The organism is Micromonospora alfalfae, from assembly GCF_022230925.1.
GTDB classification, from domain to species: domain Bacteria; phylum Actinomycetota; class Actinomycetes; order Mycobacteriales; family Micromonosporaceae; genus Micromonospora; species Micromonospora alfalfae.
In genome coordinates this window covers 1-25,767 of record NZ_JAKKFH010000002.1, presented here as the reverse complement: position 1 = coordinate 25,767, position 25,767 = coordinate 1, and the positions used below count along the sequence as shown (strand labels likewise).

Below are 25,767 nucleotides of genomic sequence, written 5' to 3'. Positions count from 1 at the left end.
CCCACCCCCTCCGCCACCCAACCCAACGCCGGCCACCGCATGACCCTGGGCTGGGCAACCCCAGGTGAGAAGATGACCCAACTTCTCGGTGTTGCAACCACCGGTTGAGCCCGCCGAGCGAACGGAAACTGTCCAAGATCTACGTTGGCGACGTAGCGGAGTGACGTGATCGGCGCCGAGTGATCCGATCGGCTGGTCTATACGTACCCCTGAGCGGGGACCGGCGGAGGGACACAGGCATGGCCGCAGTGGGGTACGGCGTGGATCGCGAACCGGAGTCTGAGCCAGCACAGTCCGGTGAGCCAGCACAGTCCGGTGAGCCAGCACAGTCCGGTGAGCCAGCACAGTCCGGTGAGACGGAACCGTCCGGGGAGCCGGCACCGCGACGGTTGTCCACCGGTGCTCGTCTGTTGGTGGCTGCTGCCGCGGTCGTGCTGCTCCTGGGCGCGGCGGCGGTGACCGTGATCGTTGCCGATCCCGACCACCTCGGCATGACCTACTCCAGCCAGCCCGACGGCACTCGCCCCGATGGCACTCGCGCCGGGGACGGCCGCCGTCCGGGGGGCGTCGCTGACCCGGACGGAGCTGAGGGTCGCCGCGGTGGTGCGGGTGCTGCTGCCGAGCACCTGTTGACAGCGCCGTTGGCGGGTCGGCAGAAGGGAACCTTCGTGCTCGCGGATGGGCTGTCCTCGTTCGAGCTGCGGGTGGCCGAGTTGGGCCATGACCTGTACCGGATCAGTACCCCGGCCGGCTCGGGTGTGGCGGGCCGACCGGCGGTGCGGGGGGAGACTGTGCGGCTCGACCTCGTGGAGTCCGGGACGCGCGGGCCACGGGCCGTGCGGGTGTTGCTCAACGAGCGGGTCGCCTGGCGTCTCCACCTCGTTGGCGGGGTGAGCAGTCAGGTGTTGGATCTGACCCGGGCCCGGCTGCTGGGCGTGGAACTCGCCGGGGGTTCCAGCCGTACCGAGATTCTTCTGCCACCGATCACCGCCGCTGGCCCCGGCAACCCCACCGGCCCGCGCGCAGACCAGCCCGCCGGCACCCTGACCGTACGACTCACCGGTGGGACCAGCCAGCTCGACGTCCGGGTCCGGGGGGAGACTGCGGTACGGGTTCGGGCGGGAGTCGGTGCCGGCTCAGTGGTGGTACGCGGCGACCGTTGGGATGGGGTGGCCGCGGGCTCGGTGTTGGGTACGCCGGATTGGGACCGGTCGGCGGAACGCCTGTACCTGGACCTGGTCGCCGGTGCCAACAGTGTTCTGGTTTCCTCCAGCAACCGGTGAACCCACGCCGGGTCAGCGCACGCCGGGTCAGCGCACGCCGGACCAGCCCACCCTGACAACCACTGGCCGGTGAACCCCGCCCGCCCTGGCCAGAAGCGTCGTGGTCGTGAGTGGGCGTGCGCGTACAGTCGGGCGGTGGAGCGTACTGAATCAATGCTGGCGCAGACCCGACCGCCCGGCGTGGCCGACGTCGATCCCGGCAGTGTGTTGTTGCCCGGCCACGACGTGCCGTTGGGTCGGTACACCACTGTGCGGCGGCTGCTTCCGCAGCGCGCCCGCCGGATGGTCGGCGCGTGGTGTTTCGTGGATCATTTTGGCCCGGACGATGTGGCGCAGCGGCCCGGTATGGAGGTGCCGCCGCACCCGCACACCGGGCTGCAGACGGTGACGTGGCTGCTGGACGGGGAGATTCTGCACCGGGACAGCCTCGGCAACGTGCAGCCGATCGTGCCCGGCCAGCTGAACGTGATGACCTCCGGGAACGGTATCGCCCACTCGGAGCGCTCACCGGCGACCCATCCGCCGGTGATGCACGGTGTGCAGCTCTGGGTGGCGCTGCCGGATCCGGCGCGGGCCGGAGCGGCCGACTTCGCCCACCACGCGGACCTGCCGCGCTGGCGGGACGGCGACCTGGACGTCACGGTGCTGGTGGGCGAGTTTGCCGGGGAGCGGTCACCGGCGGTGGTGCACACCCCGCTGGTGGGGGTGCAGTTGGAGTTGGGCGGCGAGGCGCCGGCGACGATGGTGTTGCGACCCGATTTCGAGTACGCCGTGCTGGCGATGTCCGGGTCCGCGGAGGCGGCCGGGGTGGGGTTCGAGCCGGGGGCGCTGCTGTATCTGGGCTCGGGCCGCCGGGAGTTGACAGTGCGTGGCGGGGCCGGGGCTCGGTTGCTGCTGCTGGGCGGTGCGCCGTTCGAGGAGCCGTTGGTGATGTGGTGGAACTTCGTCGGCCGGTCACACGAGGAGATCGCCGCGGCCCGGGAGGACTGGATGGCCGGCGACGGGCGCTTCGGTGTGGTCGCCGACGATTCGGCGCCGCCGCTGCCGGCGCCGGCCCTGCCCACGACCCGCCTCAAGGCCCGCGACCGCACCGGCGGCCTGCACGACTGACGACACCGGCCGGTGTGTGGCAGTTGGCGGCGCGGGTAGTCGCCGGCATGGCGACCAGTTTGATCACCCCGGTGGAGGACCGTAAACGTCTGGCGCGCCGGCTCGCCGGGAGCGGGCGGGGCTTCGCCGAGCAGTACGGGTTCCGGGTGACCAACAACCCGGCGAGCCTGTTCCAGGTGCTGTACCTGTCGGTGTTGCTGGCCCGTCGTGGTGACTTCCGGCGGGCGTTGGACGGGGCGCGGGCGGTGCGCGACGAGGGGTGGGACAGCGCGGCCCGGCTGGCGCGTTCGCTGCACGAGGACCGGGTCCGGGTGCTGCGCGCCAGCGGCCAGCGCGGTGACGTGGACGCGTTGGCTGCGGTGCTGGGTGACCTGGCTCGGACGGTGGTCGAGCGGTACCGGGGCGATCTGCGCCGGCTGCGGGCGGTGGCGCACCACGACCCGGTCCGGGAGCGGGCGCTGCTGGCCGAGCTTCCGGGCGTGGATGATCAGGTCGTCGTCCTGTTTCTCCGTGAGGCGCAGGCGTTGTGGCGGGAGGTGGCCCCGGTCGCCGATCGGCGGGCGCTGGCCGCCGCCCGGCGGCTCGGGCTGGGCAGGTCGGCGGACGACCTCGCCGGCCTTGCTACTGGCGAGTCCGAGCAGTTGGCCTGGCTGGTGGGGGCGTTGGCCCGGGTCGACCTGGAGCATCGGTACGCGGAGGTGACCGGTCGGCCGTGACGTGCCCTGGCCCACACTTCCCCAAATTCTGACCAAACGGAGGATGTTCTGCCGTATGGTTGGACCCGGCAGTGCTGGCCGCTCGGTTCGAGCGGACCTCCACCGCCTGGTGACCGCGACCGGTTCGGATGCGGTTCACCGCCTGGGCAGGCTTGCGTGGCGCCCTAGGTCGCGGTTCGTGACCAGGGGCGCCCGCCTGTCCCGGCCCTTCGATCGGCCCCGCCCCGTGTCACGCCCCGGGGGTCCGCGCGGCCGGCTGAGTCCCTCTCACCGCGCCAGACCCGCCAGCAGGTTCACGGTCACGGCGATGATGAACGCGCCGAACAGGTACGACACCATCGAGTGGCGCAGCACCGTGCGACGCATCTCGTTGCTGGTCAGGTTGGTGTCGGAGATCTGGAACGTCGTCCCGATGGTGAACGCGACGTACGCGAAGTCGGAGTAGCGCGGCGGTTCGGGCTGGTTGAAGTTCACCCCGCCGTCCGGGCCGGTGTAGTAGATCCGGGCGTACCGGGCGGCGAACACGGTGTGCACCACGAACCAGGAGAGCACCACGCTGAGCACGCCCACGCCGCTGTGCGCCTCCCGGGCCACCCCGGGAGGCGCGCTCTGCGCGCTGGCCACTACCAACCCGACAGCCAGCAGGCTGGCCAGGCAGGCGACGAGCAGCAGGGCGTCCCGGATCGCCCGGTTCGGGTCCTCGTGGACGGCCAGCTGGGCGGTCCGCTCGGCGTCCATCGGCCAGATCTTGTGCCAGACCAGCACGAGCCAGCTCAGTGCGCCCACGTCCCAGCCGGCCAGCGCCGCGAGCGGCAGGGGCAGCAGCAGCGCGAAGACGCAGCCGGCGATGACGCCGACCACCGCCACAACGGCGAGCTGCTTCGCAGCAGCCGGGAAACGCACGTCCGCTGGCCGGTCGGGGCCGGTCTGGGTCATTCGGGACGCTCCCAGGTCGGGGTGATGGGCGCCACCGCCGGGTCAGATGCCCCGCAGGTGCTGCGAGACCCGGTTGTGCTTCTTGTCCCGGGCCTGCTCGGCCCGCTGGGCGGGGCCGACCTCGGGCGCCGCCTCGATCCCGGCCGACCGGGCCACCTCGGTCCCGTTGGCGTAGTCGACCGGCGGCAGGGCGCGCAGCGCCTTCAACACGTCCGGCGGGGCACCCTCCCGTTCGGCCTCGCGGACCACGTCGTCCTTCTCGGCCGGGTAGTCCAGGCTCGACAGGTACTGCAGGACGTCGGCGTAGCTCGCCATGGCGTGGGCTCCCTCGGGCATCGATGTGGTGACGACCGGCGGCGGTTACCCGCCCGCCGGCCGGTCACGCCCGCCCGGCGGAGGAAACCGGCGCCGTTTCTCCTCGGCCGCCGCGGGTACCCGCAGACGCCGACGCGAGCCAAGGGAGTACGCGATGAACTACGACACCTTCATCGACCAGGTTTCCCAGCGCACCGCCACGTCGTCCGAGCGGGCGGTCGAGCTGACCCGGGCCGTGTTGGAGACGTTCGCCGAGCGGTTGACCGGCGGTGAGGTCCTGGACCTGGCCGCCCAGTTGCCCCAACCGCTGCAACTCGTGCTCAAACCGAGCCCGAGCACCGAGCAGGCGGACCGGTTCGGCGCTGCGGAGTTCGTCGCCCGGGTCGCGTTGCGCGCCGGTGTGCAGGAGCCCGCCGCCGAGGACGCCAGTCGGGCGGTCTTCACCACCCTGCGCGAGGCGATCACCGGCGGTGAGTTCGATGACGTGGTGACCCAACTGCCACGTGACTATCGGGGCCTGGTCGAGCAGGCGATGGCCCCGGGCGCGACGTTGCGCCGCGGCTGACAGCGCTCGTACCACGCACACACAGCGGTTTACCAGGGCAACCATCGATGTCCCGCTTGGCGTGGCGATTCCGCCTGGCCTAACCTTGTCGTGCGAGGGGAGTACTTCCCACGAACCATTCCGGTCAGTACGGCGCGCCCGGCGCGCCTCGGGTGGTTGCCCATCAGGTGGTGGGTGAAGGAGACCTCGAACATGACGGTGTTCGAGGAGACCCCACATGAGCCAAGTGTCGTATCTGTCCGCCGCCAGTGACCTGTCGTCGGTGGGCACGCCCACGCTGTGGGCGGTCACCATCATCGGGGTCGTCCTGCTGTTGGTGCTGGACTTCCTGGTCACCCGTCGTCCGCACGAGGTGTCCATGCGGGAGGCCATCGGCTGGTCGGCGTTCTACATAGCGCTGCCGCTGGCGTTCGGTGGCTGGATCTGGTCCCGCTTCGGCTCCCAGCAGGGCGTCGAGTACCTGACCGGCTACCTGGTGGAAAAGTCGCTCTCGGTCGACAACCTCTTCGTCTTCATGTTGCTGTTGGCGGCGTTCGCGGTGCCGGCGGTGCTCGCCCAGCGGGTGCTGCTCTACGGCATCGCCGGCGCGCTGGTGCTGCGGGCCGTCTTCATCGCCCTCGGCGCGGCGGCGTTGCAGACCCTCGACTTCGCCTTCCTGCTCTTCGCGATCATCCTCATCGCCACCGCGGTGAAGCTGCTGCGCGATGCCATGTCCGGGCATCAGCAGGAAGTCGACATCAACAAGATGCGGTCGGTGAAGCTGCTGCGCAAGGTCATGCCGGTGGTGGACGACTACCACGGCACCAAGATGACCATCCGGCAGGGCGCGAAGCGCGCACTCACACCGTTCGCCCTTGTGGTGGTGGCGGTGCTGGCCACCGACATCGTCTTCGCTGTCGACTCGGTGCCGGCCGTCTACGGCATCACCGAGGACCCGTACCTGGTGTTCGCCACCAACGCGTTCGCCCTGCTCGGCCTGCGGGCGCTCTACTTCGTCCTGCACGCGGCGCTGAGCCGGCTGGTGCACCTCAGCTACGGCCTGGCCATCATCCTGGCGTTCATCGGCCTCAAGCTGGGTCTGCACTGGGCGCACGGCATCTGGGACAGCGTGCCGCAGATCCCCACACTGGCCTCGCTCGGCGTGATCATCGGTGTGCTGGTGGTGGTCACGATGACCAGCCTGCGCGCCACCCGGGGGGGCAACCTGCCCGAGGACCGTCAGGTCGTCGCGGAACGGCACTGACCGCGCCGCGCCGGCTGACGACGGGGTACGCGGGAAAGCTCCCGCCTCCACCGACGCGGGTGGTACGACTGTGCAATGGGAATCGTGTCACCGGGCTTTCAGGGTCGGCCCCGAACGCAGGAGCCGGCCCTGCCCCCCGGCCAGTATCTGACCGAGGACTTTCCGGTGCTCTCGGCCGGCCCGACGCCCCGGGTGTCACTGGACACCTGGGAGTTCGTCATCTCCGCCGAGAACGGCAGCGAGCACCGGTGGTCGTGGCAGGAGCTGATGGCCCTGCCGCAGGAGACGCCGATGGTGGACATCCACTGCGTCACCCGCTGGTCCAAGCTCGGCACCAACTGGCAGGGCGTCTCACTGGACACTCTGCTCGCCGACGTCGACACCGGGGCGCACTTCGCGCTGGCGCACTCCTACGGCGGGTACACCACCAACCTGCCGCTCGACGACCTGCGCGGCGGCCAGGCCTGGGTGGTGCACACCTTCGACGGCGCACCGCTGCCCGCTGAGCACGGCGGGCCGGCGCGGCTGCTGGTGCCGCACCTGTACTTCTGGAAGTCCGCCAAGTGGGTGCGCGGCCTCCGGCTCAAGACGATGGACGAGCCAGGGTTCTGGGAGACCGCCGGGTACCACGACTACGGCGACCCGTGGCGCGAACAGCGGTACCAGGGTGACTGAGCGCGCCGTGGCGACGAGCACCCAGCGCCGTACGCCCAACCGTTGGCAGGTCGGCCGGCTGGTGGAGCGGCGGGTGGAGACACCGACCGCGCAGACCCTGGTGCTGGAGGTGCCGGACTGGCCGGGGCACCTGGCCGGGCAGCACGTCGACCTGCGGCTCACCGCCCCGGACGGTTACCAGGCGGCCCGGTCGTACTCGATCGCCGGGCCGGCCGTGGACGGGCCGGGAGGGCCGCGCATCGAGGTGACAGTGCAGCGCGTGCACGACGGCGAGGTGTCGCCGTACCTCATTGATGTCTTTGGCGCCGGCGACCCGGTGGAGGTCCGAGGACCGCTCGGTGGCTGGTTCATCTGGCGGCCCGAGGAGACCGCGCCGGTGCAGCTGGTCGCCGGCGGGTCCGGCGTCGTGCCGCTGATGGCGATGATCCGGGCGCGGCGGGCGGTGGGCAGCAAGGCGCCGTTCCGGCTGATCTACTCGGTGCGCACCCCCGGCGACGTGATCTACGCCGACGAGCTGCGCCGCCGGGTCCGCGACGACTTCGGGCTGGACGTCGCGTACGTCTACACCCGTGAGGCGCCCGAGGGTTGGCGCGGTGAGCCGCACCGGATCGGGCTGGCCGACGTCAACACGCACGGGTGGCCACCGGACCTGGAGCCCCTCACCTACGTCTGTGGCCCTACCGCGTTCGTGGAGACCGTTGCCGACCTGCTGGTGGGGCTCGGTCACCCGTCGCGTCGGGTCAAGACCGAACGTTTCGGCCCCACCGGCTGACCACCGCTCACTCACGCAGTGTTCGAGGAGATTTGATGACCGAGATGTCGTACCTGGACGGCAACATGCTCGACGGCCCGATGCGTGAGCTGTTCACCGTCGACCTGAGCAGCGCGATGGGCCGCTGCGAGAACTGCGGGACGACCGGGTCGATGGCCAGCCTGCACGTCTACTCGCACGCCCCGGGCCTCGTCGCCCGTTGCCCCACCTGCGAGGAGGTGATGGTGCGCCTGGTGCGCGGGCCGGACCGGGCCTGGCTGGACATGCGCGGCACCACGTTCCTCCAGGTGCCGATGCCGATGGAGCAGACGTTCCCCGGCCCACTCTGACGGAACGCTCGCCCGGCTGAGGCACGATGGTCTGATGAGCGCCGGTCGATGGGGTGGTGTGCCGCTCGCGGTCCGGTGCGTGGTGGCCGTCGCCGTGCTGGTCTTCGCCTACGGCACCGCGGTGCACGTGGTGCAGTTGCTCCTGCCTCAGTTCGGGCCGCAGCTCGCCCTGCCCGGGTGGCTGACGTTCTACTTCACGTCCCTGACCGTGTGGGATCCGTTGGCGGCGTTGCTGTTGGCCGCTCGCCGGGTGCAGGGGCTCGTGCTGGGCTGCGCGGTGCTGGTGACGGACGCGGCCGCGAACGGGTACGCCAACTACGTGCTGGACCCGGCGGCCGGCGTCACCCCGGGCCGGATCGGGCAGGCCGTCATCACCGGCCTCGCCGTCGGTCTCGTCGCGCTCAGCCCGTGGCTCGCACCGTGGTTCGTCGGCTCTCGCAGTCGAAGCGGCAGGCCGGTTCAGACTCGGAGGAGATCGTGGGCCCGGGCGAGGTCGTCGGCCCAGGGCGATCCGTAGTCACGTTCCCACGCGCGGTACAGGCGGTCGCGGGTCGCCTCCCGGCGTATCCAGTCGTCGATGGCGCTTGTCTTCTGCTTGGCGAAGTTGAGCCCGCCGACCATCTTGGCCAGGTGACGGTCCGCCGACGAGGTGAGCGTGGCGTCCCAGACGTCGAGGAATCGTTCGACGCGCTCGCCGGCCGCGCGAGCCGCGTCGAGGAAGGTCGCCGGATCGGTGAACGACCCGAGCCGCGGCGGGTGGTCGGCCAGCAACGACCGCCACACCACGTCGAGGTAGGCGTCGATGGCCTGCTGCTCGACGCACGGCCAGGTGCGCCACTCCTGTTGGGGGAGTTTGCCCAGGACGATGGCCGGGTCGAGGTCGTCGGAGGCGAGCAGGCGCTCAAGGAGCACGGGGAGCAGGGCCTTCACGTCGGCACGATCGCCGACCGTGCTGCCGAGGCTGATGGTCAGTGAGAACAGGTCGTGCTCGTCGACCGGCACGGAGCCCTTGCAGTGCGGGCACCCGTCGAGCACCGGGCGGCGTGGGTAACGGCCGAACGCGTCCCGTACGCCCGCCAGGGCCGCCCTCAGCTCGTTCTCCACCGGTCGATTCTCGCATCGACGACTCACTGCGCGGTGCCCGCGAGCAGCCACCGCCGGACCGGGATCTCCAACAGCACCCGCTCGCTGTCCGGGTTGACCTGCCTGCCGACGTCCCAGCCGTCGTACTTGCTCGCGAACGCCTCGACGACGGTGCTGGGGAACCCGGCCCGGTGCACGCGGGCGGTGCCTTCGGCCACCACTGGCGCGTTGCCGCTCTCCAGTGCCACTGACACCCGTGGGTCGGCCACGACGTTGCGGGCCTTGACGCTGCGGCTCTCACAACCGACCCAGAACGCCGCGGAGAGGTAGACGAACCAGACCGGTGTCAGGTGCGGGGATCCGTCGCGCCGCACCGTGCACAGCCAGACGTTCGACTCGTCGGTCAGTCGTACCTCGATGTCGGCTGGCGGGTTCGAGAGGGTGTGGCTCACCGGACCAGTGGATCACGACGCCGCAACGACCTTCCGCCTGCTGCGGGGTCGCGTGCGGCGCGTCGAGTCAGGTCGCAGGGGGTCCGTCGATGGCGGTACCGGTGCGGGCGGCCCGCGCGGCGCCCCAGTCGTACAGGGCCTGCAACACCGGGGCCAGGCTGAGTCCTTCCTCGGTGAGCCGGTACTCCACATGAGGTGGTGTGGTCTCGTGGTCGTCGCGCCGGACGAGCCCGTCGGCCTCCAACTCGCGCAGCCGCTGGGTCAGCATCTTCTCGCTGATCCCTGGCATCCGGCGGCGCAGTTCGCCATAGCGGTGCACGCCCTCCTTGAGATGGGCCAGGATCACCGGCCGCCATTTTCCGCCAACGACGTCGACGGCGAGCTCCACCGGGCAGTGGTATCGCTTGGGCATCGTGGCCTCCCTCGGCACGCACCAGATGGTGCGTACTTGATCTTCGTCACTGCTGGTGTTCAGCTGTAGCCATGGTGATCGAGTACATCAGGTACCGCGTGCCGCAGGAACGGCTGGACGGCTTCGAGGCGGCGTACGAGCGGGCCGCTGGCGCGTTACGCGCCGCGCCGCAGTGCGTGGACTACGAGTTGAGCCGCTGCCTGGACGACCCCGCCTGCTATCTGCTGCGCATCACCTGGACGTCGGCGGACGAGCACCTGAAAGGGTTCCGGGGCGGACCGGTGTTCGGGCAGTTCTTCGCCGCGATCAAGCCGTACGTCGAGGACATCCAGGAGATGCGGCACTACGCCCCCACGTCGGTGACCGGCCCCGGTGGCGCCGCGCCGCCCAGCCTGTACGAGTGGGCCGGCGGCAGCGACGCGTTCACGAAGCTCTGCGATGCCTTCTACCGCCTGGTCCGCTCCGATGACCTGCTCGCGCCGATGTTCGCGCACATGCACCCCGACCACGCCCGGCATGTGGCGGTATGGCTTGCCGAGGTCTTCGGTGGACCGGCCACCTACACGATGGAGCACGGCGGCTACCGCCACATGCTCGGCCACCACCTCGGCAGGGCGATCAGCGAGGCGCAGCGTCGGCGGTGGGTCAACCTGATGATGGACGCCGCCGACGAGGTCGGCCTACCCGATGATCCGGAGTTCCGCGCCGCTTTCGCGAGTTATCTCGAGTGGGGCACCCGGTTGGCGGTATCCAACTCACAACCGGACGCGGACCCGATCCGGCAGGCGCCGGTCCCTCGCTGGGGCTGGGGTGTCGCCCCGCCCTACCGGGGATGACCCGCATCCGCCGAACGACCTGCACCGCCGCGGCGTACCTCACCGCTCGACCGGAAACTCGGGTGCGGTCGACCTGGCACACCCCTAGGCTCCCGCTCCGACGGCTGGCACGGCGTCCGGTCCGATGGGAGACGAGCGCAGCGATGACTGCACATCTGTTCGCGATCACCTTCGATGCGAGCGAGCCGCTGCGGCTCGCGCAGTTCTGGTCCGGGCTCCTGGGGCGGGAGATCGTCGACGATCCACACGACGGCGTCCTGCTCCTGCCCAACGACGACAACGAGTACCACCTCCGCTTCGTCCCGAACCAGCAGCCGAAGGTCGTCCAGAACCGGATGCACTTCGACCTGACCAGCAGTTCGCTGGCCGACCAGCGGCAGACGGTGGCCAGGGCACTGGAACTCGGTGCGCGCCACGCCGACATCGGGCAGGGCCCGGAGATCGATCATGTGGTGCTCGCCGACCCCGAGGGCAACGAGTTCGACATCATCGCGCCGGGCAACAACTTCCTCGCCGGCTGCGGCTTCGTCGGCGCGCTGGCCTGCGACGGGTCGCAGCAGGTCGGGTACTTCTGGAGCCAGGCCCTCGGGTGGCCGCTGGTCTGGGATCAGGACGAGGAGACCGCGATCCAGTCGCCGAACGGCGGCACGAAGATCTCCTGGGGCGGTCCGCCGTACATGCCGAACGGCGGACGGGACCGGGTGCGGTTCGACCTCGCCCCGCCTGTCGACGTCGACCCCCAGGCCGAGGTGGACCGTCTGCTCTCGCTCGGGGCGACCCGAATCGACACCCATCAGGACCGGGCGGGCCGACTGGCACTGGCCGATCCCGATGGTCAGGAGTTCAGAATGCTGACGTCCCGCTGAGCCGGCCGACGCCCACCCACCCGGCGGCCGGTTGGACAACGGCGGCACCCGTCGGTCAGAGTGATCCGCCGTGAGATACCTGCGTACCGGTGGTCCCGCCGCGATCCGGCGGCCCCGGCCCACCGACTCGGACGAGTTCGTCGCCGCCGCGCAGCGCAGTCGGGACCTGCACCACCCCTGGTTGGCCGCGCCGGCCAGCCCGCAGGAGTACGAGCTGTATCTGCGCCGGATCCGTCGCCGCGACAGTGCCGGCTACCTGATCTGCGATCGGGCCAGCGGCCAGATCGCCGGCTACGTGAACATCAGCGGGATCGTGCTCGGCGCGCTGCGTGGTGGCTTCCTGGGGTACGCGGCGTTTCTGCCGTACAGCGGGACCGGGCACGCCTCGGCGGGCGTCGCCCTGGTGATCGACCACGCGTTCACCTCGGTCGGGTTGCACCGGCTGGAGGCGAACATCCAACCGGGCAACGAGCCGTCGCGGCGGGTGGCCCGCAAGCTCGGTTTCCGGTTGGAGGGCTTCTCCCCGGACTACCTGTTCATCGATGGCGCCTGGCGTGACCACGAACGCTGGGCGATCACCGCACCAACCCCCGCCTGACCGGCGGCCCGCCGCCCCGGGCCGAAGGAGCAGTGGACCTTTCACCCGGAGCGGGTGATGACGCTCAGTTCCCCGCTTCCTACGGTGGGTGTCATGGCTGCCGTTCGCGCGACCCCTGCCAATCCGTTTCCCGGCCTGTCAGTCGCGGAGACGGACAGCGCCGACCAGCGGGCCATCCCGCCCGAGTTGGGCCCCGACTCCCTTGCGGTGCTCAGCGGGCCCACCTTCCTGTACTCCAACGCGTGCGGGGATGTGCCGACGGGCAGCATCGGAGGGCTCGTCCACCTGGACACCCGCCTGATCAGCGGCTGGAGCCTGACCGTCAACGGCAGTGAGCTGTTGATGCTGCGCTCCGAGACGATCGACCACTACTCCGCGCAGTACGTGCTCACCAACCCGGAGTTGCCGGGGCTGCCGCCGAACACGTTGGGCCTGCGGCGGCTGCGCTACGTCGGCGACGGCTTTCACGAGCGCGTGGAACTGGTTTCCTTCCGGCAGGAGCCGGTCCGGGTGGAGCTGCGGCTGGCCGTTGCCGCCGACTTCGCCGACCTGTTCGAGGTCAAGTCGAGGGTCCGGGACCGCTCCGCCGAGATCAGCCGTCACCACGCTGACGACGGGTCCGAGCTGTGCTTCTCTTACCAGCGCGGTGACTTCTCCGCGCAGACCCGGGTGTGCTGCGCGAAGCCGGCCGACCGCATCGAGGGCGACGACCTGGTCTGGGACCTGGAGCTGGGCCAGGGCGAGGAACGGAAGGTCGACCTGCACGTGCCCCTGCCGCCAGGGATGGGGGTGGTCGAGCCGGTCCGGGGCGACATCGCCGACGTCGTCCACGGCCGGGCAGACGACCCGCTGCGCCGGTGGCTTGAGGACCGGGCGGTGCTGCGCAGCGACAACACGGCGTTGGAGCGGACCGTGCGGCAGTCCCGCAACGACCTGGCGGCGTTGCGGCTCGACCTGGAGGTCAAGGGCCAACGGATCCTGCTACCCGGTGCCGGACTGCCCTGGTTCCTCGCCGTCTTCGGCCGGGACACCCTGATCACCGCGTATCAGACGCTGGTCGCCGGGCCCGCCCTGGCGAAGGGCACGCTGCTCGCCCTGGCCCGCCTTCAGGGTGAGACGTGCGACGACTTCACCGACGAGGAGCCCGGCAAGATCCTGCACGAGGTCCGCAGCGGCGAGTTGACCCGCAGCGGCGAGAAACCGTTCGGGCCGTACTACGGCAGCGCCGACGCCACCCAACTCTGGCTGATCCTGCTCTCCGAGTACTGGCGCTGGACCGGCGACGACGAGACCGTCCGGCACCTGCGGGACAACGCGCTTGCCGCGTTGTGCTGGATCGATGAGTACGGCGACCGGGACGGCGACGGCTACGTCGAGTACGCCACCCGCTCGCCCGAGGGGCTGGGCAACCAGTGCTGGCGCGACTCCCCGGACGGGGTCTGTTTCGCCGACGGCCGGATCCCGGTGCTCCCGCTGGCCACCTGCGATCTACAGGGCTACACCTACGACGCCAAGCTGCGGCTCGCCGAGTTGTTCGACGGGCCGTTGGACAACCCAACGTTGGCGCGCCGGCTGCGCGACGAGGCGAACACCCTGCACGAGCGGTTCAACCAGGACTTCTGGATCGAGGAGCGGGGCGGCTACTACGCTGTCGCCCTGGACGGCGACAAGAACCGCGTCGATTCCAAGACCTCCAACATGGGTCACCTGCTGTGGAGCGGAATCGTGCCGCCGGAGCGGGCCGACGCTGTGGTGCGACAACTCATGTCGCCGGACATGTTCTCCGGTTGGGGCATCCGCACCCTGTCCCGGGAGGAAGGGCCCTACAACGCCCTCGGCTACCACCTGGGCACGGTCTGGCCGCACGATAACTCGATCGCCGCGCTCGGCCTGGCCCGATACGGCTACCGGGCCGAGTCGAACCGGATCAGTTTGGCGATGATCGAGGCGGCCGACCAGTTCGGCTACCGGCTGCCGGAGGCGCTCAGCGGGTTCGACCGGGAGCGGCTGCTCTTCGCCGTGCCGTACCCGACCGCGTGCAGCCCGCAGGCGTGGGCGGCCGGCACGCCGCTGGCCCTGATCCGCGCCATGCTCGGCATCAACCCGGTCAACGGCCGGCTGGTTCTCGATCCCGACGTCCCGCAGGAGCTGGGTCGGATCACCGCCGGGCGGGTGCGGGCATTCGGCCAGCAGTGGGAGGTGGAGGCGATCGGCCGCAGCGGCCACGTCCGGCTCCAGCCGAGCTGAGCGTGGGTGCCGCGTCGGACGTTTGTCGCGGCCTCCGACGGGAAACGGCCCGCAATGACGAAACCTCGTGTGGTGATCGTGGGGGCCGGGTTCGCCGGTTACCACGCGGCGAAGACGTTGAGCCGGATCGCCCGGGACCGGGCCGAGATCGTGGTACTGAACTCCACCGACTACTTTCTGTACCTGCCGTTGCTGCCCGAGGTGGCGGCCGGGGTGGTCGAGCCCAAACGGATCGCCGTTCCGCTGACCGGGACGCTCAAGGGCGTACGGGTCGTGGTCGGCGAGGCGGACCACGTCGACCTGCAGAACCGCTGGGTCGGCTTCACCCAGGCCGAGGGGGAGAAGAACCGGCTGGCGTACGACCGGCTGGTGCTCGCCGTGGGCAGCGTCAACAAGCTGCTGCCCATCCCCGGGGTGACCGAGTACGCGCACGGCTTCCGTGGCCTGCCCGAGGCCGTCTACCTGCACGATCACATCGTCCGGCAGCTCGAGCTGGCCGAGCAGGCCGAGGACCCGGCCGAGCAGCAGGCCCGCTCCACGTTCGTGGTGGTCGGGGCGGGCTACACCGGCACCGAGGTCGCGGCACACGGGCAACTGTTCACCGACGCGCTGCACGCCCAGCGGCCCCGCCTCACCGTCCGGCCCCGCTGGATGCTGCTCGACGTGGCGTCCCGAGTGCTGCCGGAGCTGGACAAGCGGATGTCGGACACCTCGCACAAGGTGCTCAACCGGCGTGGGGTGGACGTGCGGATGGGCACCTCGGTGGCCGAGGCGACCTGCGACGGGGTGAAGCTCACCGACGGTGAGTACGTGCCGACCTGCACCCTGGTGTGGTGTGTGGGGGTGCGCCCCGACCCGTTCGTCAACGAGCTGGGCCTGCGGACCGACCGGGGTCGACTGGTCACCGACGAGTTCCTCAACGTTCCCGGCTACCCGGAGGTGTTCGCGTGCGGCGACGCCGCAGCGGTGCCCGACCTGGTCAATCCGGGCAAGGTGTGCGGGATGACCGCCCAGCACGCGCAGCGGCAGGGCAAGCGCGCGGCGTACAACATCGCCGCGTCGTACGGTTTCGGCCGGCGCAAGCCCTACAAGCACCACGACCTGGGCTGGGTCGTCGACCTGGGTGGCAAGGACGCGGCGGCGAACCCGTTGCAGGTCAACCTGGCCGGGTTGCCGGCCAAGGCGGTCACCCGGGCGTACCACCTGATGGCGATGCCGGGAAACCGCACACGGGTCAGCGCCGACTGGGCGTTGGACGCCGCGTTGACCCGGTCCGCTGTCCAGTTGGGGCTGGTGCCGGCGAACGCGGTGCCGTTGGAGAGCACCACGCCCGAGGTCGCGACCCGGTCCCGCTGAGCGGGCCCTCGGCCAGGTCGTCGGCGGAAGGGCGGGCCCCGGCCAGGTCGTCGCGGAGCAGGCCGGTGGCGGCACCGGCCGCGCCCGCGACGGTCAGTCGGTGGCGCCGGCCGACCGCGCGGCCGGACCGGCCGGCGGGGCGGGTCGGAGCCGGCGCGGGCCGTACTCGCGCAGCAGGGTCTGAACGATGCCGGCGGCGGGGATGGCCAGCAGCGCGCCGAGCAGACCGGCCAGCTCCGCCGCGAGCAGCACACTGACCAGCACCGTCAACGGGTTGAGCCGGACCGCGCGGGACAGGATGAGCGGCTGGAGCAGGTGGTTCTCCACCTGTTGGTAGACCACGAAGAAGACCAGCACCACCACCCCGGCGGTGGGGGAGTGCAGGAAGCCGGCGCCGGCCGCGATCACCGCGCCGAGGGTCGCCCCGACCAGCGGTATCAGGTCGGCCACCGCCACCAGCAGGGCGATCACCGCCGCGAAGGGCACCCCGGTGACGGTCAGCACCACGAAGGTCAACGCCCCGCAGATCACGCTGATCAGCAGGTTCCCGGTGAGGTAGCCGGTGACGGTACGCGACACCTCCCGGCCCACCCGGCGCAGCCGCTCGCCCTGACCGTCCCCGGCCGCCGCGAGTACGCCCCTGGTGATCCGCGGCGCCTCCAACACCATGAGGTACGCGAGCACGATGACAGTGACCAGCCCGGCGACCGACTCGACGACGCCGCGCAGCACACCGACAGCGGGTTGGCGCAGCCGGCTGCCGAGGTCGCGCAGCTGCTCGGAGTGCTCGCTGACATAGCGGCGTGCCCCGGTGCGCTCCAGTAGCTGCCCCACCGGGCCCCGTCCGGCGCGGGCCTCCCGCAGCAGCTCGGGCGCCCGGTCGGCGAAGCGGCCCAACTCCCCGAACAACGGCACCAGGATGAGCGCGGCCAGGATCGCCAGCAGCACGAACGCGGCGAGGAAGACCAGCAGGGTGGCCAGCGCCCGACGCCGGACGAAACGGCGTTGCAGTCGGTCGACCAGGGGTTTGAGCGCGACGGCGAAGAACGCGGCGACCACCGCCCAGACCAGCACCCGCCGGGTCGCGTACACGAACCCCAGCGCGAGCGCTGTCGCCAGCACCAGACCGATCACGATCAGAGTTCGGCGGCCGGTCACCCGATCGTCGACGTTGCTCATCCGGCGGGCCTTCCCCGCCCGAGCCGTCGGAAACCCGGCATTGCGGGCACAACGGCGATCAGTGGCGGGAGGTGTCATCCGCGTCGCTGACCGGGCGGGCACCGGCGACGAAGGTGTCGAGCGCGGCGGCGTGCAGCAGCCCGCCGGGCACCGGGTCGCGCAGGGCGGCCACCGCCAGCCGGGCCACCGGCAGCCCGCCAGGGCGGGAGGTCGCGGCCAGCACCAGGTTGCCGTACCGGCGGCCGCGCAGCATCCGCCGGTCGCCGACCACACACACGTCGGCGAAGACCGCCCGCAGGGTGGCCACCTGCACCCGGGTGCCGACCAGCGGCGGCAGGTCGGTGACGTTCACCAGGTACGACCCGTCGGGGCGCAGGACGCGGGCCACCTCTGCGGCGAACTCGACGGTGCGCACGTGCCGAGGCATCCGGGCCGCGCGGTAGATGTCGGCGATCACCAGGTCGTACCTGCCGTCGGGGGTGTCGGTCAGGGCGTCCCGGGCGTCGGCGACCTCCACCCGCACCTCCGGCGGCAGCGGCGGCAACTCCCGGGTCACCAGCTCGACCACCGCCGCGTCCCGCTCGACGACCCGTTGCGGGGAACCGGGCCGGGTCGCGGCCACCCAGCGGGGCAGCGTCAACGCGCCGCCGCCCAGGTGCAGGACGTTCAGCGGGGCCCCGTCCGGGGCCGCCACCTCCACTGCCGAGGCGATCCGCCGGACGTACTCGAAGTGCAGGTGCCGGGGATCCTCGACATCCACGTACGACTGCTCGACCCCGGCGGACAGCAGTGTCCGCCCGGTACGGCGGACCGGGTCGGCGACCAGCTCCAACCGGTCGGCGGCGCGGTTCATATCCGGCACGCTAGCCGAGCCCACCGGGCACCCGGCACGCCGGACGGGCCGGCGGAGCGGGGTCGCCCCCGTTCCGCCGGCCCGACGGTGTCGTGGTGGCCGGTCAGCCGCCGGCCATCCCGGCACCCACCTCGTCGATCGCGTCGTCGATCTGGCGGGCGAGGTCCAGGTCGAGCGCGGTGACCCCGTTGGCCTGGTTGGTCCGCACTGTCAACACGGCGGCGGTGTCGCCCGGACGCCCGATGCTCGGGCCGCGGCCGTTGTCCTGACGCAGCCGGTCGAGCCGGGCGAGAACCCGGTCCAGGTTGTCGGGCGGCAGCGCGACCACCCGGTAGAGGCCCTGGCTGTCGCCGGCCCAGTAGGGCAGGTCGTCCAGCGCCGCGCTGATCTCGTCGGCGTCCAGGGTGGGTGTGGTGGTGGAGGCGCCCACCAGGCCGCCGCCGGCCTCCGGCGGATTCAGCAGGTCGCGCAACCCGTCGGGTACGTGCAACGACTCGACCAGGTCGCCGTCCTGCTCGGCGAGCGCGGCGATCGTCGCCTCGGCCTGGTAACGGGCCTGCTCCGGGGTGTTGCCGCTGATCCGGCCCACCTCGGCCAGGAAGCCGGGCAGGTCCCGGTGCCGCTCGATGCCGTCGACCGGCAGCACGTCGTGCAGCGACGCCGGCACTGCGGCGAGCAGCCGCTGCCGTTCGGCGGCCTCCAGGGCGAACGCGAGGACCAGCACCGTCGCCTCGGTGCCCACCTTGGCGGTCTTGAAGTCGACCCCGGCGCGACGCCGGACCTCGTCGACGAGGTCGTGGTAGCCCATGCTGTTCACACCGGCCGCGCCGCTCGGCGGGGACGGTTGAGGTCGCGGGTTGTCGGCGCTACCGACCGGCGGCGGTGCCGGCCCGCCGCGGGTGGTGTCCGACTTGTGCGGTCCGGCTGCCGGTGGGCCGGCCCGCTTACCCGCATCGAGGCTCGTGAGCTGCTTGGACGCGCTCAGACTGGCGCCGATCTCGCTGGGCTGGCGATTCTGCTCCCGGGCCTGCCGGGCCAGTGCCCGGCGCCTCTGGTTGTCGCCCTCCATCTGCTTGCGCATTGTGGCATCCCTTCCGCTGGGATCGTGGCTGCGTCCACCGCCTTCCCGCCGTCCCGGAGAAGGAAACGGACGCCGCCCGGCTGGGTCGGACCGGCCCGCGCCACGCTTCATCCGGCGGGGGTGAGGGGTGCTCACCCGCCCGGCCCGCACGATCGGGTCAGGACCGGAGTTCTTCCGAGGTACGCGGAAGGAAGGTCGTCATGAAGGAAGTTGTCGAGATCGTCCCCGCCCGACCCGGCTGGTACGCCCGCTGGCAGCTCACGCCCGAGGTCACCAGGTGTTACCCGGTGAGCCTGTGGGCGCTGTTGGAGGAGGCCGACGGGACGGGCCGCGAGGTGATCGGGATGGACTGCATCGGTCAATGGCCCGGCGCGGACGACAACGAGGCGGGTGGGCAGTTCGTCCGCTACCTGTACCAGACGCCCGATTCGGGGGAGCCCGAGGACGTCGACGCGACCCCGATCAGCGAGCTACGTGAGGACGGACCCCGGCTCCAGCCGATGACGGCACCCTAGACATTCCTCCGGCCCCCGACCCCAGGTCCCAGGGTCGGGGGCCACCCCGTCCGCTTCCGGGGGGTGGCCTACGGGGTCAGCCGATGGCCTGCACGTCGTCGTCGGCGTACGCCTCGGCCAGCAACTCGCTCAGACCAGTGCGGTCCAGCATCCGCTGAAGCTGGGGGCTGACCCCGATCAGTCGGATCGCCCCGGCGGCGCGGTGCACCACCAGCAACGCGCTGAGCCCGCTGGAGTCGCAGAGGGTCACCCCGGTCAGGTCGACCAGCACCGGGGCGTCACCGTCGCCGCGCAGCTCGGCCGCCGCGGCGATCAGCTCGGGCGCGCTGTCGTAGTCGAGCTCGCCGGTCAGCCGGAGTCGGACGTTCCCGGCGGCGAGCCGGGTCGTCTCGATGGTCAACAGCTGGTCGGGCATCCCACCATTTTCCTTGTGGAGCGACAAAACGCAAAGCGGGGGCGGCGACGCGCCCTCCTGTCCCGCGTCCCACGCCCCCGCCGTGGCGGTGCCCGCCACCCGCCGTGAGATGCCGCTTTCCGCGTTCGGGCGTAGGCTGGCCGAAGAGTTTTGACAGTGGACGCCGGTTCCGGCACGGGTTCGGTGAACGAGAAGGAGTGAGGCTCAGCTGGTGACTGCTTCCGACGTCAGGGACTGGGACCCGGGCGACGGACGGCTCTCCACGCCGAGCACGACACGACCCTCGGCGTGGTCCGCCGACGTTCGCCGCCCCACCGCGGCACTGCCGCCGCTGGCCCCCGACCGGGGTCAGGCCACGCCCGACTGGTTAGAGGTCGTCGAGCACTTCCGCGAGGGCCTGGTGGTCTGCGACGCCGATGGCGTCGTGCGGCACGTCAGCCCGGTGGCCGAGCGGTTGCTGCCCGAGGTGACGCCCGGCGTGCTGCTCAGCGCGGCCGGCGTGCCAGGGTTGAGCGAAGGCGTCCCCGGGAGCTTCACCCATCGCGGGCGCCGGCTCACCGCGCGCCAGGTGCCGCTCTCCGGTGACCGCTGCTGCTGGTACGTCGAGGACGTCACCGACAGCGTCGGCCGCGCCGACGCGCTGCTCGCCGAACGGGCCCGCTCGGCATTCCTGGCCGTGGTGGGCGACAAGCTGGGCAACCCACTGCACCCCGACCGGGCGGCCGCCGCGGTCGTCCGACTCGCCGTGCCGACCCTGGCCGAGGTGGCGGTGCTGGTGATCGCGCCGAGGGCCGGGCGCGCCCGCTGGTGGCGGGCCTCCCGCACCGACGACGAGGTGCCGACGGTCGACAGCGGCGTGCTGGCCGGCGGCGAGCTGCCGACGGCCATCGCCGACGGGTTGACCGGGTCCGAGCCGCACGCGGTGGACTGGCTGGTCGAGCAGGCGGTCGACGCCGGTTGGCTGCCGGGGCTGGCCGGCACCGACAGCGCCGTCCGGGTCGTCCCGCTGCCGGGCCGCGACGCGCCGGTCGGTGTGCTGCTGGTGGCCCGTCGCGCCACTCGCTGGTACGACGAGGACGACGTGGAGCTGGTCCGCGCGTTCGCGGCCCGCGCTGGCGCCGCGTTGACCACCGCGTTGCTCTACCGCGACCAGGCGGAAGTGGCCGACACCCTCCAGGCCAGCCTGGTGCCGGTCGAGCCGGTCGAGGCCGTCGGTGTGCAGTGGGGCACCGCGTACCGCCCCGCGCAGGCGGGGCTACGTATCGGCGGCGACTTCTACGGTTCGCACCGGCTCACCGACGGTGGTTCGGTGTTCTTCCTCGGCGACGTGTCGGGCAAGGGCGTCGAAGCCGCCGTCTTCACCGGCCAACTGCGCCAGTGCCTCCAGGCGCTGCACCGGTTGGAGTCGAACCCGGCGCGGTTGTTGCGGCTGCTCAACGACGCGTTGCTGGAGACGACCCAGGCGCACGGCCAGGGCCGCTTCGCCACGATCGTGCTGGGTGTGGCCCGCCCGGATCGCGACGGTGGCCTCACCCTCACCATGGCCGGCGGCGGGCACCTGCCACCGCTGGTGCTGCGCGTCTCCGGTGAGGTGGAGGCGGTGCCGTTGCGCGGCATGCTGATCGGGGTGGTGCCCGACCCCCGTGTCGGGGAGGTGACCGTGCGGCTGGCGCCGGGCGAGACCTGTCTGCTCTACAGCGACGGCGTGACCGAGGCGCGGGGCGGCCGGCGCCGAGACGAGCAGTTCGGCCCCGAGCGGCTGGTCACGGCGCTGACCGGCTGCCAGCGGATGCCCGCGCAGGCCCTGGCCGAACGGGTCGAGCAGGTCACCTGCGACTGGTTGGCACAGGGCGACCACGACGACATCGCCGTGCTGGCGCTGCGGGCGGCCGGCCTGAGCGGGCGCGGGGCGCGGCACCTGCACTCGGTGCCCGCCGGCATCGACCAGACGGAGGGGACTGAGGCGTGACCGCCGCCACGGCCACCACCGATCTCGGCGAGGCGTACTCCGGGTACCTGGACCACCTCGCCGACGCCGACGAGTACGCCGCGACCGACCTGGCGATCGGCCTGCTCGACGCGGGCTTCCCGGCGGAGCGGGTGCTGCTCGACCTGGTCGCGCCCGCTCAGGCTGAGGTGGGCGAGCGGTGGGCGCGCAACGAGTGGAGCGTCGCCCAGGAGCACGCGGCCACCCACATCAGCGAGCAGGTGGTGGCGGCGGTCTCCGCGCACGTCAAAGCGCGGCCGACCGGCGGCCGGGTCGTGGTCGCCTGCATGGACGGCGAGTGGCACGCGCTGCCGCCCCGGCTGGTGGCCGAGGTGCTGCGGTTACGCGGGTGGCAGGTGACCTTCCTGGGCGCCAGCGTCCCCGCGGCGCACCTCGTGTCGTACCTGCACCGCTACGACGCGCACGCGGTGGCGCTGGCGTGCGCACTGCCGATGCGCCTGCCGTACGCCCACCGGATGATCGAGGCCTGCCGCCGCTCGGACGTGCCGGTGGTGGTCGGCGGGCGTGGGTTCGGCACGGATGGCCGGTGGGCGCGCCGGCTCGGGGCGGCCTGGGCGCCGGACGCGCCCTCGGCGGCCGAGCTGATCGCCGACGAGCCGGCGCTACGCGGGGCGCCGCCGGCGCGGCTGGCCCACCTTGCTGACGACGAGTACGCCAGCCTGGCGCGCCGTCGCGGTGAGCTGATCGACAGCGCGTTGGCGGAGCTGCGGGAGCGGGTGCCGGCGGCGCGGGCGTACACCGCCGCGCAGCTCGACGCGACAGTGAGCGACCTGGGCCACATTGTGGACTTCCTGGCCGCGGCGGTCTACGTCGACGACTCCTCGTTGTTCACGGAGTTCGTGGAGTGGCTCTCGGGGATTCTGGGCAGTCGTGGGGTGCCCACCGGGGCGGTCGTCCTGCCGCTGGAGCACTACGCCGCCGCATTGCGGGACTTCCCCCGGGCGGCGCGGGCGCTGGCGCTGGGATGCGCGGCGCTGCCCGCCACCGCCCGCTGACCGACCCGCCGGTGGCACCCGGATGGATCACCGCACTCGGCGGCGGACGAGGAGGCTCTGCGTATACTTGTCGGACTGCAAACGTCCCACCCGAGGGTGGAGCGAGGGGGAGAACGGTGACGTTCAGCGTCAACTACGTCGAGCGCGACGGTGGTGGCGCCTGCCTGCGGCTCGTGGGCGAGCTGGACCTGAGCACCGCCCCCGTGCTGACTGCCGCGATCGACCAGCTCACCGCGGCGGGCGAGACCCGGGTGCTGCTCGACCTGTCCGGCCTCACGTTCTGCGACTCCACCGGAATGGCCGTGTTCGTCCGGGGCGACAATCGGGCGGCGGCCGTCGGGGGGTGGCTCCGGCTCACCGGCGCCCAGGGGCGGGTCGAGCGGGTGCTGCGCGTCACCGGGCTCGCCGACGTGTTGCGCTACGAACCGGAGTCGGTCGACCCCGCGTCCCGCAGTGCTTCCTGATGGGCTAGATTTCCCCGCCAGCATTTCCCCGCCAACGCGGTGACCGTCAGGGTCCCGTCCCCGCCGACTCCGAGGCAGGTAGTGATGGGCGTAGACAGCCCGCAGCCGGTACGCATCCTGGTGGTCGACGACGACCCGGGTGATGTGCTGATGATCGAGGAGGCGCTGGCGGACTCCGACGTCGACAAGATTATCGACGTGGTGAGTGACGGCGAGGAGGCGATGGAGTTTCTCCGCGCCGAGGGTCGGCACGAGCACGCCCGGCGACCGGACGTGATCCTGCTGGATCTGAACATGCCGCGGATGGACGGTCGGCAGGTGCTCGGGGCGGTCAAGCAGGACGAGGATCTGCGGACCATCCCGATCGTCGTGCTGACCACCTCCAACGCCGACACCGACATCGTCGGTAGCTACACCTTGCAGGCCAACGCGTACGTCACCAAGCCGATCGACCTGGACGACTTCAACGACGTGGTTCGCCGCATCGACGAGTTCTTCGGTCGGGTAGTGGTACTACCCAAGCGCGTCTGACGCCCGCGCCGCCTGCGCGCATGCTGAACATTTTTCCCGAACCCCTTCGGCGCGAGCGGTCGCGGCCGAGGATCCAGGTGGGGAAGTAACAGCAGCTGCCTGGGGGGCGACAGTATGAGGTTCTCCGTCGTTGAGAACGGCTACGACCAGCGGCAGGTGGATTACTGCCTGGACGAGTTGGGGATCCGGTTGTCCCGACTCGCGGCGCGGGCCGAGGGCGCGGCCGGGGCGGCCCGGGAGTGGGACGAGATCCGCCAGGAGGCAGCCTGGCTCAGCGGCCTCCTGCAACGACTCGACCTGGGCGACACGGCCGCCACCCGGCACGTCGGTGACGCGTCGCCGCGCGAGGCCACCGAGATCCTGGCCCAGGCCCGCGCCGAACTGGACGAGGCCCGCGAGGAGGCACGGCAGGTGCGGGAGCGGGCGTATGCGGAGGCCGTGCAGGCCCGACGCGACTTCGAGGCGGCGCTGGACGCCCGTCGACGGCGTGAGGTGCGGGTTGACGAAATCCTCAGCCAGGTGACTGTCGACCAGGTGCCGGCCGACACCCCCACCGCAGCCGCCGGGGTGCCGGGCAGCCGGGTCGGAGTCGGCGGCCCGGACGCGGGCGCGCAGCCGCCGCCCGGCCGCCGCTGAGACGGGCGGGCACGGGCGCTCAGGCGGTGAGCGCCGCCGCGACGGTGGTCGCCCGGTCCTCGTGCTGGGCGTACGCGTCGGGGTAGGCGGAGATCTGCACGGCCTGCGCGGCTGCCGTGACGCTCATGTCCTGCCAGCCGGGGATCTCGTTGAGCGCGCTGTAGAAGGCCCCTGCGGCGTACGACGGGCGCATCAGCTGGGCGACAGTGCCCCAGCCGCTGCTCGGCCGCTGCTGGAACAGCCCGACCGAGTCGTGGTCGGAGCCGCTGCCCTGGTTCGGGTACTCCGCCGACTCCGGCAGGACGTCGCTGGCCAGGTTGTAGAGGTTGCTCTCCTGCATGGCCGTGGCCAGTGCCACCACCAGGGCCCGGCGCGGCATCTTCATCTCCAGGCCGACGTCCACGATGATCTTCGCGTTGTCCATCTGTGCCTGGTCGAGGCCGGCGACCGGCCGGGGGCGGCGGGGCTTGACCGGCTTCTTGGGCGCCTTGCGGACGACGGTGGGGGTGGGCGTGGGCTTCGCCGTCGGGCTGGGCGGCAGGATCCGGGCCGGGGCGGCGTCGCGGTCCAACGACCGGGAGGCGCGTTCGTCGGCGATGGCGGCGCGGTCGGCCACCGCCTCGGCGAGCGGCTCGACAGTGCGGGGGGCGTCGTGGTTTCCGCGCGCGGTGGCGACAGCGACGAGGCTGAGGCAGCAGGTGACACCGGTGGCCAGCGCCACCCGCACCGGGGTCGAGCCCAGCAGGGCGCGCCGCGACGGTTCGGCAGCGCGGTGACGGCCGATCGTCCGTTCGGTTGATGCGGCGTCGTCCGAGGGAGTGGTCGGGCGCGCGTCGGTCAGCTTCTGGTCGGAGGGGTCGTCGGGATGCACCTGCCGAGGCTAAAGACCTGAATGCCCGATGCCATCAGCCCGTACGGTGGCATGCGCCACAATTTGCCCTGATCATGCCGACTTTAGTGGGCAAAACACGAGCGAAGCTGATCAACCTCGCGGATGGCTCCAGACGGTTATTCCCGACTTGCCGGTGGAAAGGGTTCGCGGCGGTTGGTCTCTCCGCCCGACGTCCGGCCGCGCTCCCGAGTCCACCGAACAGCCCATGCCAGGCCCACCAAAAGTGCGACGGCTCCTCGGTCGACCTTCCGGTGGAGGTGGCGCTGTCCGTAGATCTTGGACAGTTTCCGTCCGCGCGGACGGAAACTGTCCAAGATCTACGTCGGCGGCGGAGCGAAGCGCCGCGATCGGCACGTATCGCGTCGTGCCGCGTCGTAAGGCCGCGCCGCCGCGCCGCGTTGCGC

Annotated in this window: 30 protein-coding genes; 20 read left to right on the top strand and 10 right to left on the bottom strand. The window is 71.6% G+C overall.

All coding sequences use genetic code 11. The features are described 5' to 3' along the window. Window positions 1-413: 413 nt before the first annotated feature. The 3 genes from MED01_RS01800 (at window position 414) to MED01_RS01790 (ending at window position 3,109) form a co-directional block, all read left to right on the top strand. Window positions 414-1,283 carry a hypothetical protein gene (locus MED01_RS01800; RefSeq protein WP_238666794.1) on the top strand — a complete coding sequence of 290 codons (870 nt, stop codon included), beginning with the start codon at window positions 414-416 and terminating at the stop codon, window positions 1,281-1,283. Window positions 1,284-1,418: 135 nt separating this feature from the next. Then, window positions 1,419-2,393, top strand: a complete 975-nt coding sequence (locus tag MED01_RS01795) for a pirin family protein (protein ID WP_238666793.1) — start codon at window positions 1,419-1,421, stop codon at window positions 2,391-2,393. Window positions 2,394-2,440: 47 nt separating this feature from the next. Further along, complete coding sequence (locus MED01_RS01790; protein WP_238666792.1) at window positions 2,441-3,109, top strand: hypothetical protein; 669 nt, start codon at window positions 2,441-2,443, stop codon at window positions 3,107-3,109. A 267-nt stretch (window positions 3,110-3,376) separates the two neighbouring features. Here the strand turns inward: MED01_RS01790 and MED01_RS01785 are convergent, their stop codons facing one another. Both MED01_RS01785 and MED01_RS01780 read right to left on the bottom strand, forming a co-directional pair. After that, window positions 3,377-4,045: a DUF1345 domain-containing protein gene (locus MED01_RS01785; RefSeq protein WP_112640475.1), complete on the bottom strand. Its 669-nt coding sequence runs from the start codon at window positions 4,043-4,045 to the stop codon at window positions 3,377-3,379. Window positions 4,046-4,087: 42 nt separating this feature from the next. Continuing rightward, window positions 4,088-4,360, bottom strand: coding sequence for a DUF2795 domain-containing protein (locus MED01_RS01780; protein WP_030332551.1), 273 nt, complete (start codon window positions 4,358-4,360; stop codon window positions 4,088-4,090). Between the two features lie 154 nt (window positions 4,361-4,514). On the opposite strand from MED01_RS01780, the gene MED01_RS01775 reads away from it, so the two are divergent. The 6 genes from MED01_RS01775 to MED01_RS01750 all read left to right on the top strand — a co-directional run bounded on the left by MED01_RS01775 (window position 4,515) and on the right by MED01_RS01750 (window position 8,461). Continuing rightward, window positions 4,515-4,925, top strand: a complete 411-nt coding sequence (locus tag MED01_RS01775; protein ID WP_091408107.1) for a DUF2267 domain-containing protein — start codon at window positions 4,515-4,517, stop codon at window positions 4,923-4,925. Window positions 4,926-5,142: 217 nt separating this feature from the next. Next, the gene (locus MED01_RS01770; RefSeq protein ID WP_238666791.1) at window positions 5,143-6,168 is read left to right on the top strand and encodes a TerC/Alx family metal homeostasis membrane protein; all 1,026 of its coding nucleotides are present in this window, start codon (window positions 5,143-5,145) and stop codon (window positions 6,166-6,168) included. Window positions 6,169-6,243: 75 nt separating this feature from the next. After that, window positions 6,244-6,843, top strand: coding sequence for a sulfite oxidase-like oxidoreductase (locus MED01_RS01765; RefSeq protein WP_091408112.1), 600 nt, complete (start codon window positions 6,244-6,246; stop codon window positions 6,841-6,843). Window positions 6,844-6,850: 7 nt separating this feature from the next. Continuing rightward, window positions 6,851-7,615 carry a ferredoxin reductase gene (locus MED01_RS01760; RefSeq protein ID WP_238666795.1) on the top strand — a complete coding sequence of 255 codons (765 nt, stop codon included), beginning with the start codon at window positions 6,851-6,853 and terminating at the stop codon, window positions 7,613-7,615. 35 nt (window positions 7,616-7,650) lie between these two features. Beyond that, window positions 7,651-7,944, top strand: coding sequence for a DUF6510 family protein (locus MED01_RS01755; protein WP_238666790.1), 294 nt, complete (start codon window positions 7,651-7,653; stop codon window positions 7,942-7,944). A 34-nt stretch (window positions 7,945-7,978) separates the two neighbouring features. Further along, complete coding sequence (locus MED01_RS01750) at window positions 7,979-8,461, top strand: hypothetical protein (protein WP_238666789.1); 483 nt, start codon at window positions 7,979-7,981, stop codon at window positions 8,459-8,461. Here MED01_RS01750 and MED01_RS01745 read toward each other — a convergent pair. The 3 genes from MED01_RS01745 to MED01_RS01735 form a co-directional block, all read right to left on the bottom strand. Continuing rightward, window positions 8,404-9,048, bottom strand: a complete 645-nt coding sequence (locus MED01_RS01745) for a hypothetical protein (protein ID WP_238666788.1) — start codon at window positions 9,046-9,048, stop codon at window positions 8,404-8,406. The two genes, MED01_RS01750 and MED01_RS01745, sit on opposite strands and share 58 nt — an antisense overlap. A 23-nt stretch (window positions 9,049-9,071) precedes the next feature. Then, a complete protein-coding gene (locus MED01_RS01740; RefSeq protein ID WP_238666787.1) occupies window positions 9,072-9,479 on the bottom strand; it encodes a pyridoxamine 5'-phosphate oxidase family protein in 408 nt (135 codons plus the stop codon). Between the two features lie 67 nt (window positions 9,480-9,546). After that, a complete protein-coding gene (locus MED01_RS01735; RefSeq protein ID WP_238666786.1) occupies window positions 9,547-9,891 on the bottom strand; it encodes a winged helix-turn-helix transcriptional regulator in 345 nt (114 codons plus the stop codon). A 71-nt stretch (window positions 9,892-9,962) separates the two neighbouring features. Here MED01_RS01735 and MED01_RS01730 point away from each other — a divergent pair, with 71 nt between their 5' ends. The 5 genes from MED01_RS01730 to MED01_RS01710 all read left to right on the top strand — a co-directional run bounded on the left by MED01_RS01730 (window position 9,963) and on the right by MED01_RS01710 (window position 15,794). Continuing rightward, complete coding sequence (locus MED01_RS01730; RefSeq protein ID WP_238666785.1) at window positions 9,963-10,727, top strand: group II truncated hemoglobin; 765 nt, start codon at window positions 9,963-9,965, stop codon at window positions 10,725-10,727. A 143-nt stretch (window positions 10,728-10,870) separates the two neighbouring features. Beyond that, complete coding sequence (locus MED01_RS01725) at window positions 10,871-11,593, top strand: VOC family protein (protein ID WP_238666784.1); 723 nt, start codon at window positions 10,871-10,873, stop codon at window positions 11,591-11,593. A gap of 70 nt (window positions 11,594-11,663) precedes the next feature. Continuing rightward, the gene (locus MED01_RS01720) at window positions 11,664-12,191 is read left to right on the top strand and encodes a GNAT family N-acetyltransferase (protein WP_238666783.1); all 528 of its coding nucleotides are present in this window, start codon (window positions 11,664-11,666) and stop codon (window positions 12,189-12,191) included. A 93-nt stretch (window positions 12,192-12,284) separates the two neighbouring features. Continuing rightward, the gene (locus MED01_RS01715) at window positions 12,285-14,438 is read left to right on the top strand and encodes an amylo-alpha-1,6-glucosidase (RefSeq protein WP_238666782.1); all 2,154 of its coding nucleotides are present in this window, start codon (window positions 12,285-12,287) and stop codon (window positions 14,436-14,438) included. A gap of 54 nt (window positions 14,439-14,492) precedes the next feature. After that, window positions 14,493-15,794, top strand: coding sequence for an NAD(P)/FAD-dependent oxidoreductase (locus MED01_RS01710; protein ID WP_238666780.1), 1,302 nt, complete (start codon window positions 14,493-14,495; stop codon window positions 15,792-15,794). A 93-nt stretch (window positions 15,795-15,887) separates the two neighbouring features. Here the strand turns inward: MED01_RS01710 and MED01_RS01705 are convergent, their stop codons facing one another. The 3 genes from MED01_RS01705 to MED01_RS01695 all read right to left on the bottom strand — a co-directional run bounded on the left by MED01_RS01705 (window position 15,888) and on the right by MED01_RS01695 (window position 18,907). Continuing rightward, window positions 15,888-16,973 carry an AI-2E family transporter gene (locus MED01_RS01705; protein ID WP_238666779.1) on the bottom strand — a complete coding sequence of 362 codons (1,086 nt, stop codon included), beginning with the start codon at window positions 16,971-16,973 and terminating at the stop codon, window positions 15,888-15,890. A 58-nt stretch (window positions 16,974-17,031) separates the two neighbouring features. Then, window positions 17,032-17,826, bottom strand: a complete 795-nt coding sequence (locus tag MED01_RS01700; protein WP_238666778.1) for a spermidine synthase — start codon at window positions 17,824-17,826, stop codon at window positions 17,032-17,034. A 103-nt stretch (window positions 17,827-17,929) separates the two neighbouring features. Beyond that, the gene (locus MED01_RS01695) at window positions 17,930-18,907 is read right to left on the bottom strand and encodes a DUF2267 domain-containing protein (RefSeq protein WP_238666777.1); all 978 of its coding nucleotides are present in this window, start codon (window positions 18,905-18,907) and stop codon (window positions 17,930-17,932) included. Window positions 18,908-19,107: 200 nt separating this feature from the next. Here MED01_RS01695 and MED01_RS01690 point away from each other — a divergent pair, with 200 nt between their 5' ends. Continuing rightward, window positions 19,108-19,422: a hypothetical protein gene (locus MED01_RS01690; protein ID WP_238666775.1), complete on the top strand. Its 315-nt coding sequence runs from the start codon at window positions 19,108-19,110 to the stop codon at window positions 19,420-19,422. Between the two features lie 76 nt (window positions 19,423-19,498). On the opposite strand, the gene MED01_RS01685 is transcribed toward MED01_RS01690, so the two are convergent. Continuing rightward, the gene (locus MED01_RS01685) at window positions 19,499-19,837 is read right to left on the bottom strand and encodes an STAS domain-containing protein (RefSeq protein WP_238666774.1); all 339 of its coding nucleotides are present in this window, start codon (window positions 19,835-19,837) and stop codon (window positions 19,499-19,501) included. Between the two features lie 211 nt (window positions 19,838-20,048). On the opposite strand from MED01_RS01685, the gene MED01_RS01680 reads away from it, so the two are divergent. The 5 genes from MED01_RS01680 (at window position 20,049) to MED01_RS01660 (ending at window position 24,471) form a co-directional block, all read left to right on the top strand. After that, window positions 20,049-21,806: a PP2C family protein-serine/threonine phosphatase gene (locus MED01_RS01680; RefSeq protein ID WP_238666773.1), complete on the top strand. Its 1,758-nt coding sequence runs from the start codon at window positions 20,049-20,051 to the stop codon at window positions 21,804-21,806. Further along, window positions 21,803-22,840 carry a cobalamin B12-binding domain-containing protein gene (locus MED01_RS01675; RefSeq protein ID WP_238666772.1) on the top strand — a complete coding sequence of 346 codons (1,038 nt, stop codon included), beginning with the start codon at window positions 21,803-21,805 and terminating at the stop codon, window positions 22,838-22,840. The genes MED01_RS01680 and MED01_RS01675 overlap by 4 nt, the downstream gene beginning before the upstream one ends. A gap of 116 nt (window positions 22,841-22,956) precedes the next feature. Further along, on the top strand, window positions 22,957-23,304 hold the full coding sequence (locus tag MED01_RS01670) for an STAS domain-containing protein (protein WP_238666771.1): 348 nt from the start codon (window positions 22,957-22,959) through the stop codon (window positions 23,302-23,304). 84 nt (window positions 23,305-23,388) lie between these two features. Then, window positions 23,389-23,835: a response regulator gene (locus MED01_RS01665; RefSeq protein WP_238666770.1), complete on the top strand. Its 447-nt coding sequence runs from the start codon at window positions 23,389-23,391 to the stop codon at window positions 23,833-23,835. 114 nt (window positions 23,836-23,949) lie between these two features. Then, entirely contained in the window at window positions 23,950-24,471 is a 522-nt protein-coding gene (locus MED01_RS01660; protein WP_238666768.1) for an ATPase, read from the top strand. A 19-nt stretch (window positions 24,472-24,490) separates the two neighbouring features. Here MED01_RS01660 and MED01_RS01655 read toward each other — a convergent pair whose 3' ends face one another. After that, the gene (locus MED01_RS01655) at window positions 24,491-25,342 is read right to left on the bottom strand and encodes a hypothetical protein (RefSeq protein WP_238666767.1); all 852 of its coding nucleotides are present in this window, start codon (window positions 25,340-25,342) and stop codon (window positions 24,491-24,493) included. Window positions 25,343-25,767: the final 425 nt, after the last annotated feature.

Coding starts and splice junctions, on each gene's coding strand:
- MED01_RS01705 (WP_238666779.1), bottom strand. CDS start 16,973: ATGAGCAACGTCGACGATCGGGTGACCGGCCGCCGAACTCTGATCGTG.
- MED01_RS01695 (WP_238666777.1), bottom strand. CDS start 18,907: ATGCGCAAGCAGATGGAGGGCGACAACCAGAGGCGCCGGGCACTGGCC.
- MED01_RS01775 (WP_091408107.1), top strand. CDS start 4,515: ATGAACTACGACACCTTCATCGACCAGGTTTCCCAGCGCACCGCCACG.
- MED01_RS01790 (WP_238666792.1), top strand. CDS start 2,441: ATGGCGACCAGTTTGATCACCCCGGTGGAGGACCGTAAACGTCTGGCG.
- MED01_RS01690 (WP_238666775.1), top strand. CDS start 19,108: ATGAAGGAAGTTGTCGAGATCGTCCCCGCCCGACCCGGCTGGTACGCC.
- MED01_RS01735 (WP_238666786.1), bottom strand. CDS start 9,891: ATGCCCAAGCGATACCACTGCCCGGTGGAGCTCGCCGTCGACGTCGTT.
- MED01_RS01715 (WP_238666782.1), top strand. CDS start 12,285: ATGGCTGCCGTTCGCGCGACCCCTGCCAATCCGTTTCCCGGCCTGTCA.
- MED01_RS01750 (WP_238666789.1), top strand. CDS start 7,979: ATGAGCGCCGGTCGATGGGGTGGTGTGCCGCTCGCGGTCCGGTGCGTG.
- MED01_RS01785 (WP_112640475.1), bottom strand. CDS start 4,045: ATGACCCAGACCGGCCCCGACCGGCCAGCGGACGTGCGTTTCCCGGCT.
- MED01_RS01765 (WP_091408112.1), top strand. CDS start 6,244: ATGGGAATCGTGTCACCGGGCTTTCAGGGTCGGCCCCGAACGCAGGAG.
- MED01_RS01700 (WP_238666778.1), bottom strand. CDS start 17,826: ATGAACCGCGCCGCCGACCGGTTGGAGCTGGTCGCCGACCCGGTCCGC.
- MED01_RS01730 (WP_238666785.1), top strand. CDS start 9,963: ATGGTGATCGAGTACATCAGGTACCGCGTGCCGCAGGAACGGCTGGAC.
- MED01_RS01770 (WP_238666791.1), top strand. CDS start 5,143: ATGAGCCAAGTGTCGTATCTGTCCGCCGCCAGTGACCTGTCGTCGGTG.
- MED01_RS01780 (WP_030332551.1), bottom strand. CDS start 4,360: ATGGCGAGCTACGCCGACGTCCTGCAGTACCTGTCGAGCCTGGACTAC.
- MED01_RS01665 (WP_238666770.1), top strand. CDS start 23,389: ATGGGCGTAGACAGCCCGCAGCCGGTACGCATCCTGGTGGTCGACGAC.
- MED01_RS01725 (WP_238666784.1), top strand. CDS start 10,871: ATGACTGCACATCTGTTCGCGATCACCTTCGATGCGAGCGAGCCGCTG.
- MED01_RS01660 (WP_238666768.1), top strand. CDS start 23,950: ATGAGGTTCTCCGTCGTTGAGAACGGCTACGACCAGCGGCAGGTGGAT.
- MED01_RS01710 (WP_238666780.1), top strand. CDS start 14,493: ATGACGAAACCTCGTGTGGTGATCGTGGGGGCCGGGTTCGCCGGTTAC.
- MED01_RS01685 (WP_238666774.1), bottom strand. CDS start 19,837: ATGCCCGACCAGCTGTTGACCATCGAGACGACCCGGCTCGCCGCCGGG.
- MED01_RS01755 (WP_238666790.1), top strand. CDS start 7,651: ATGACCGAGATGTCGTACCTGGACGGCAACATGCTCGACGGCCCGATG.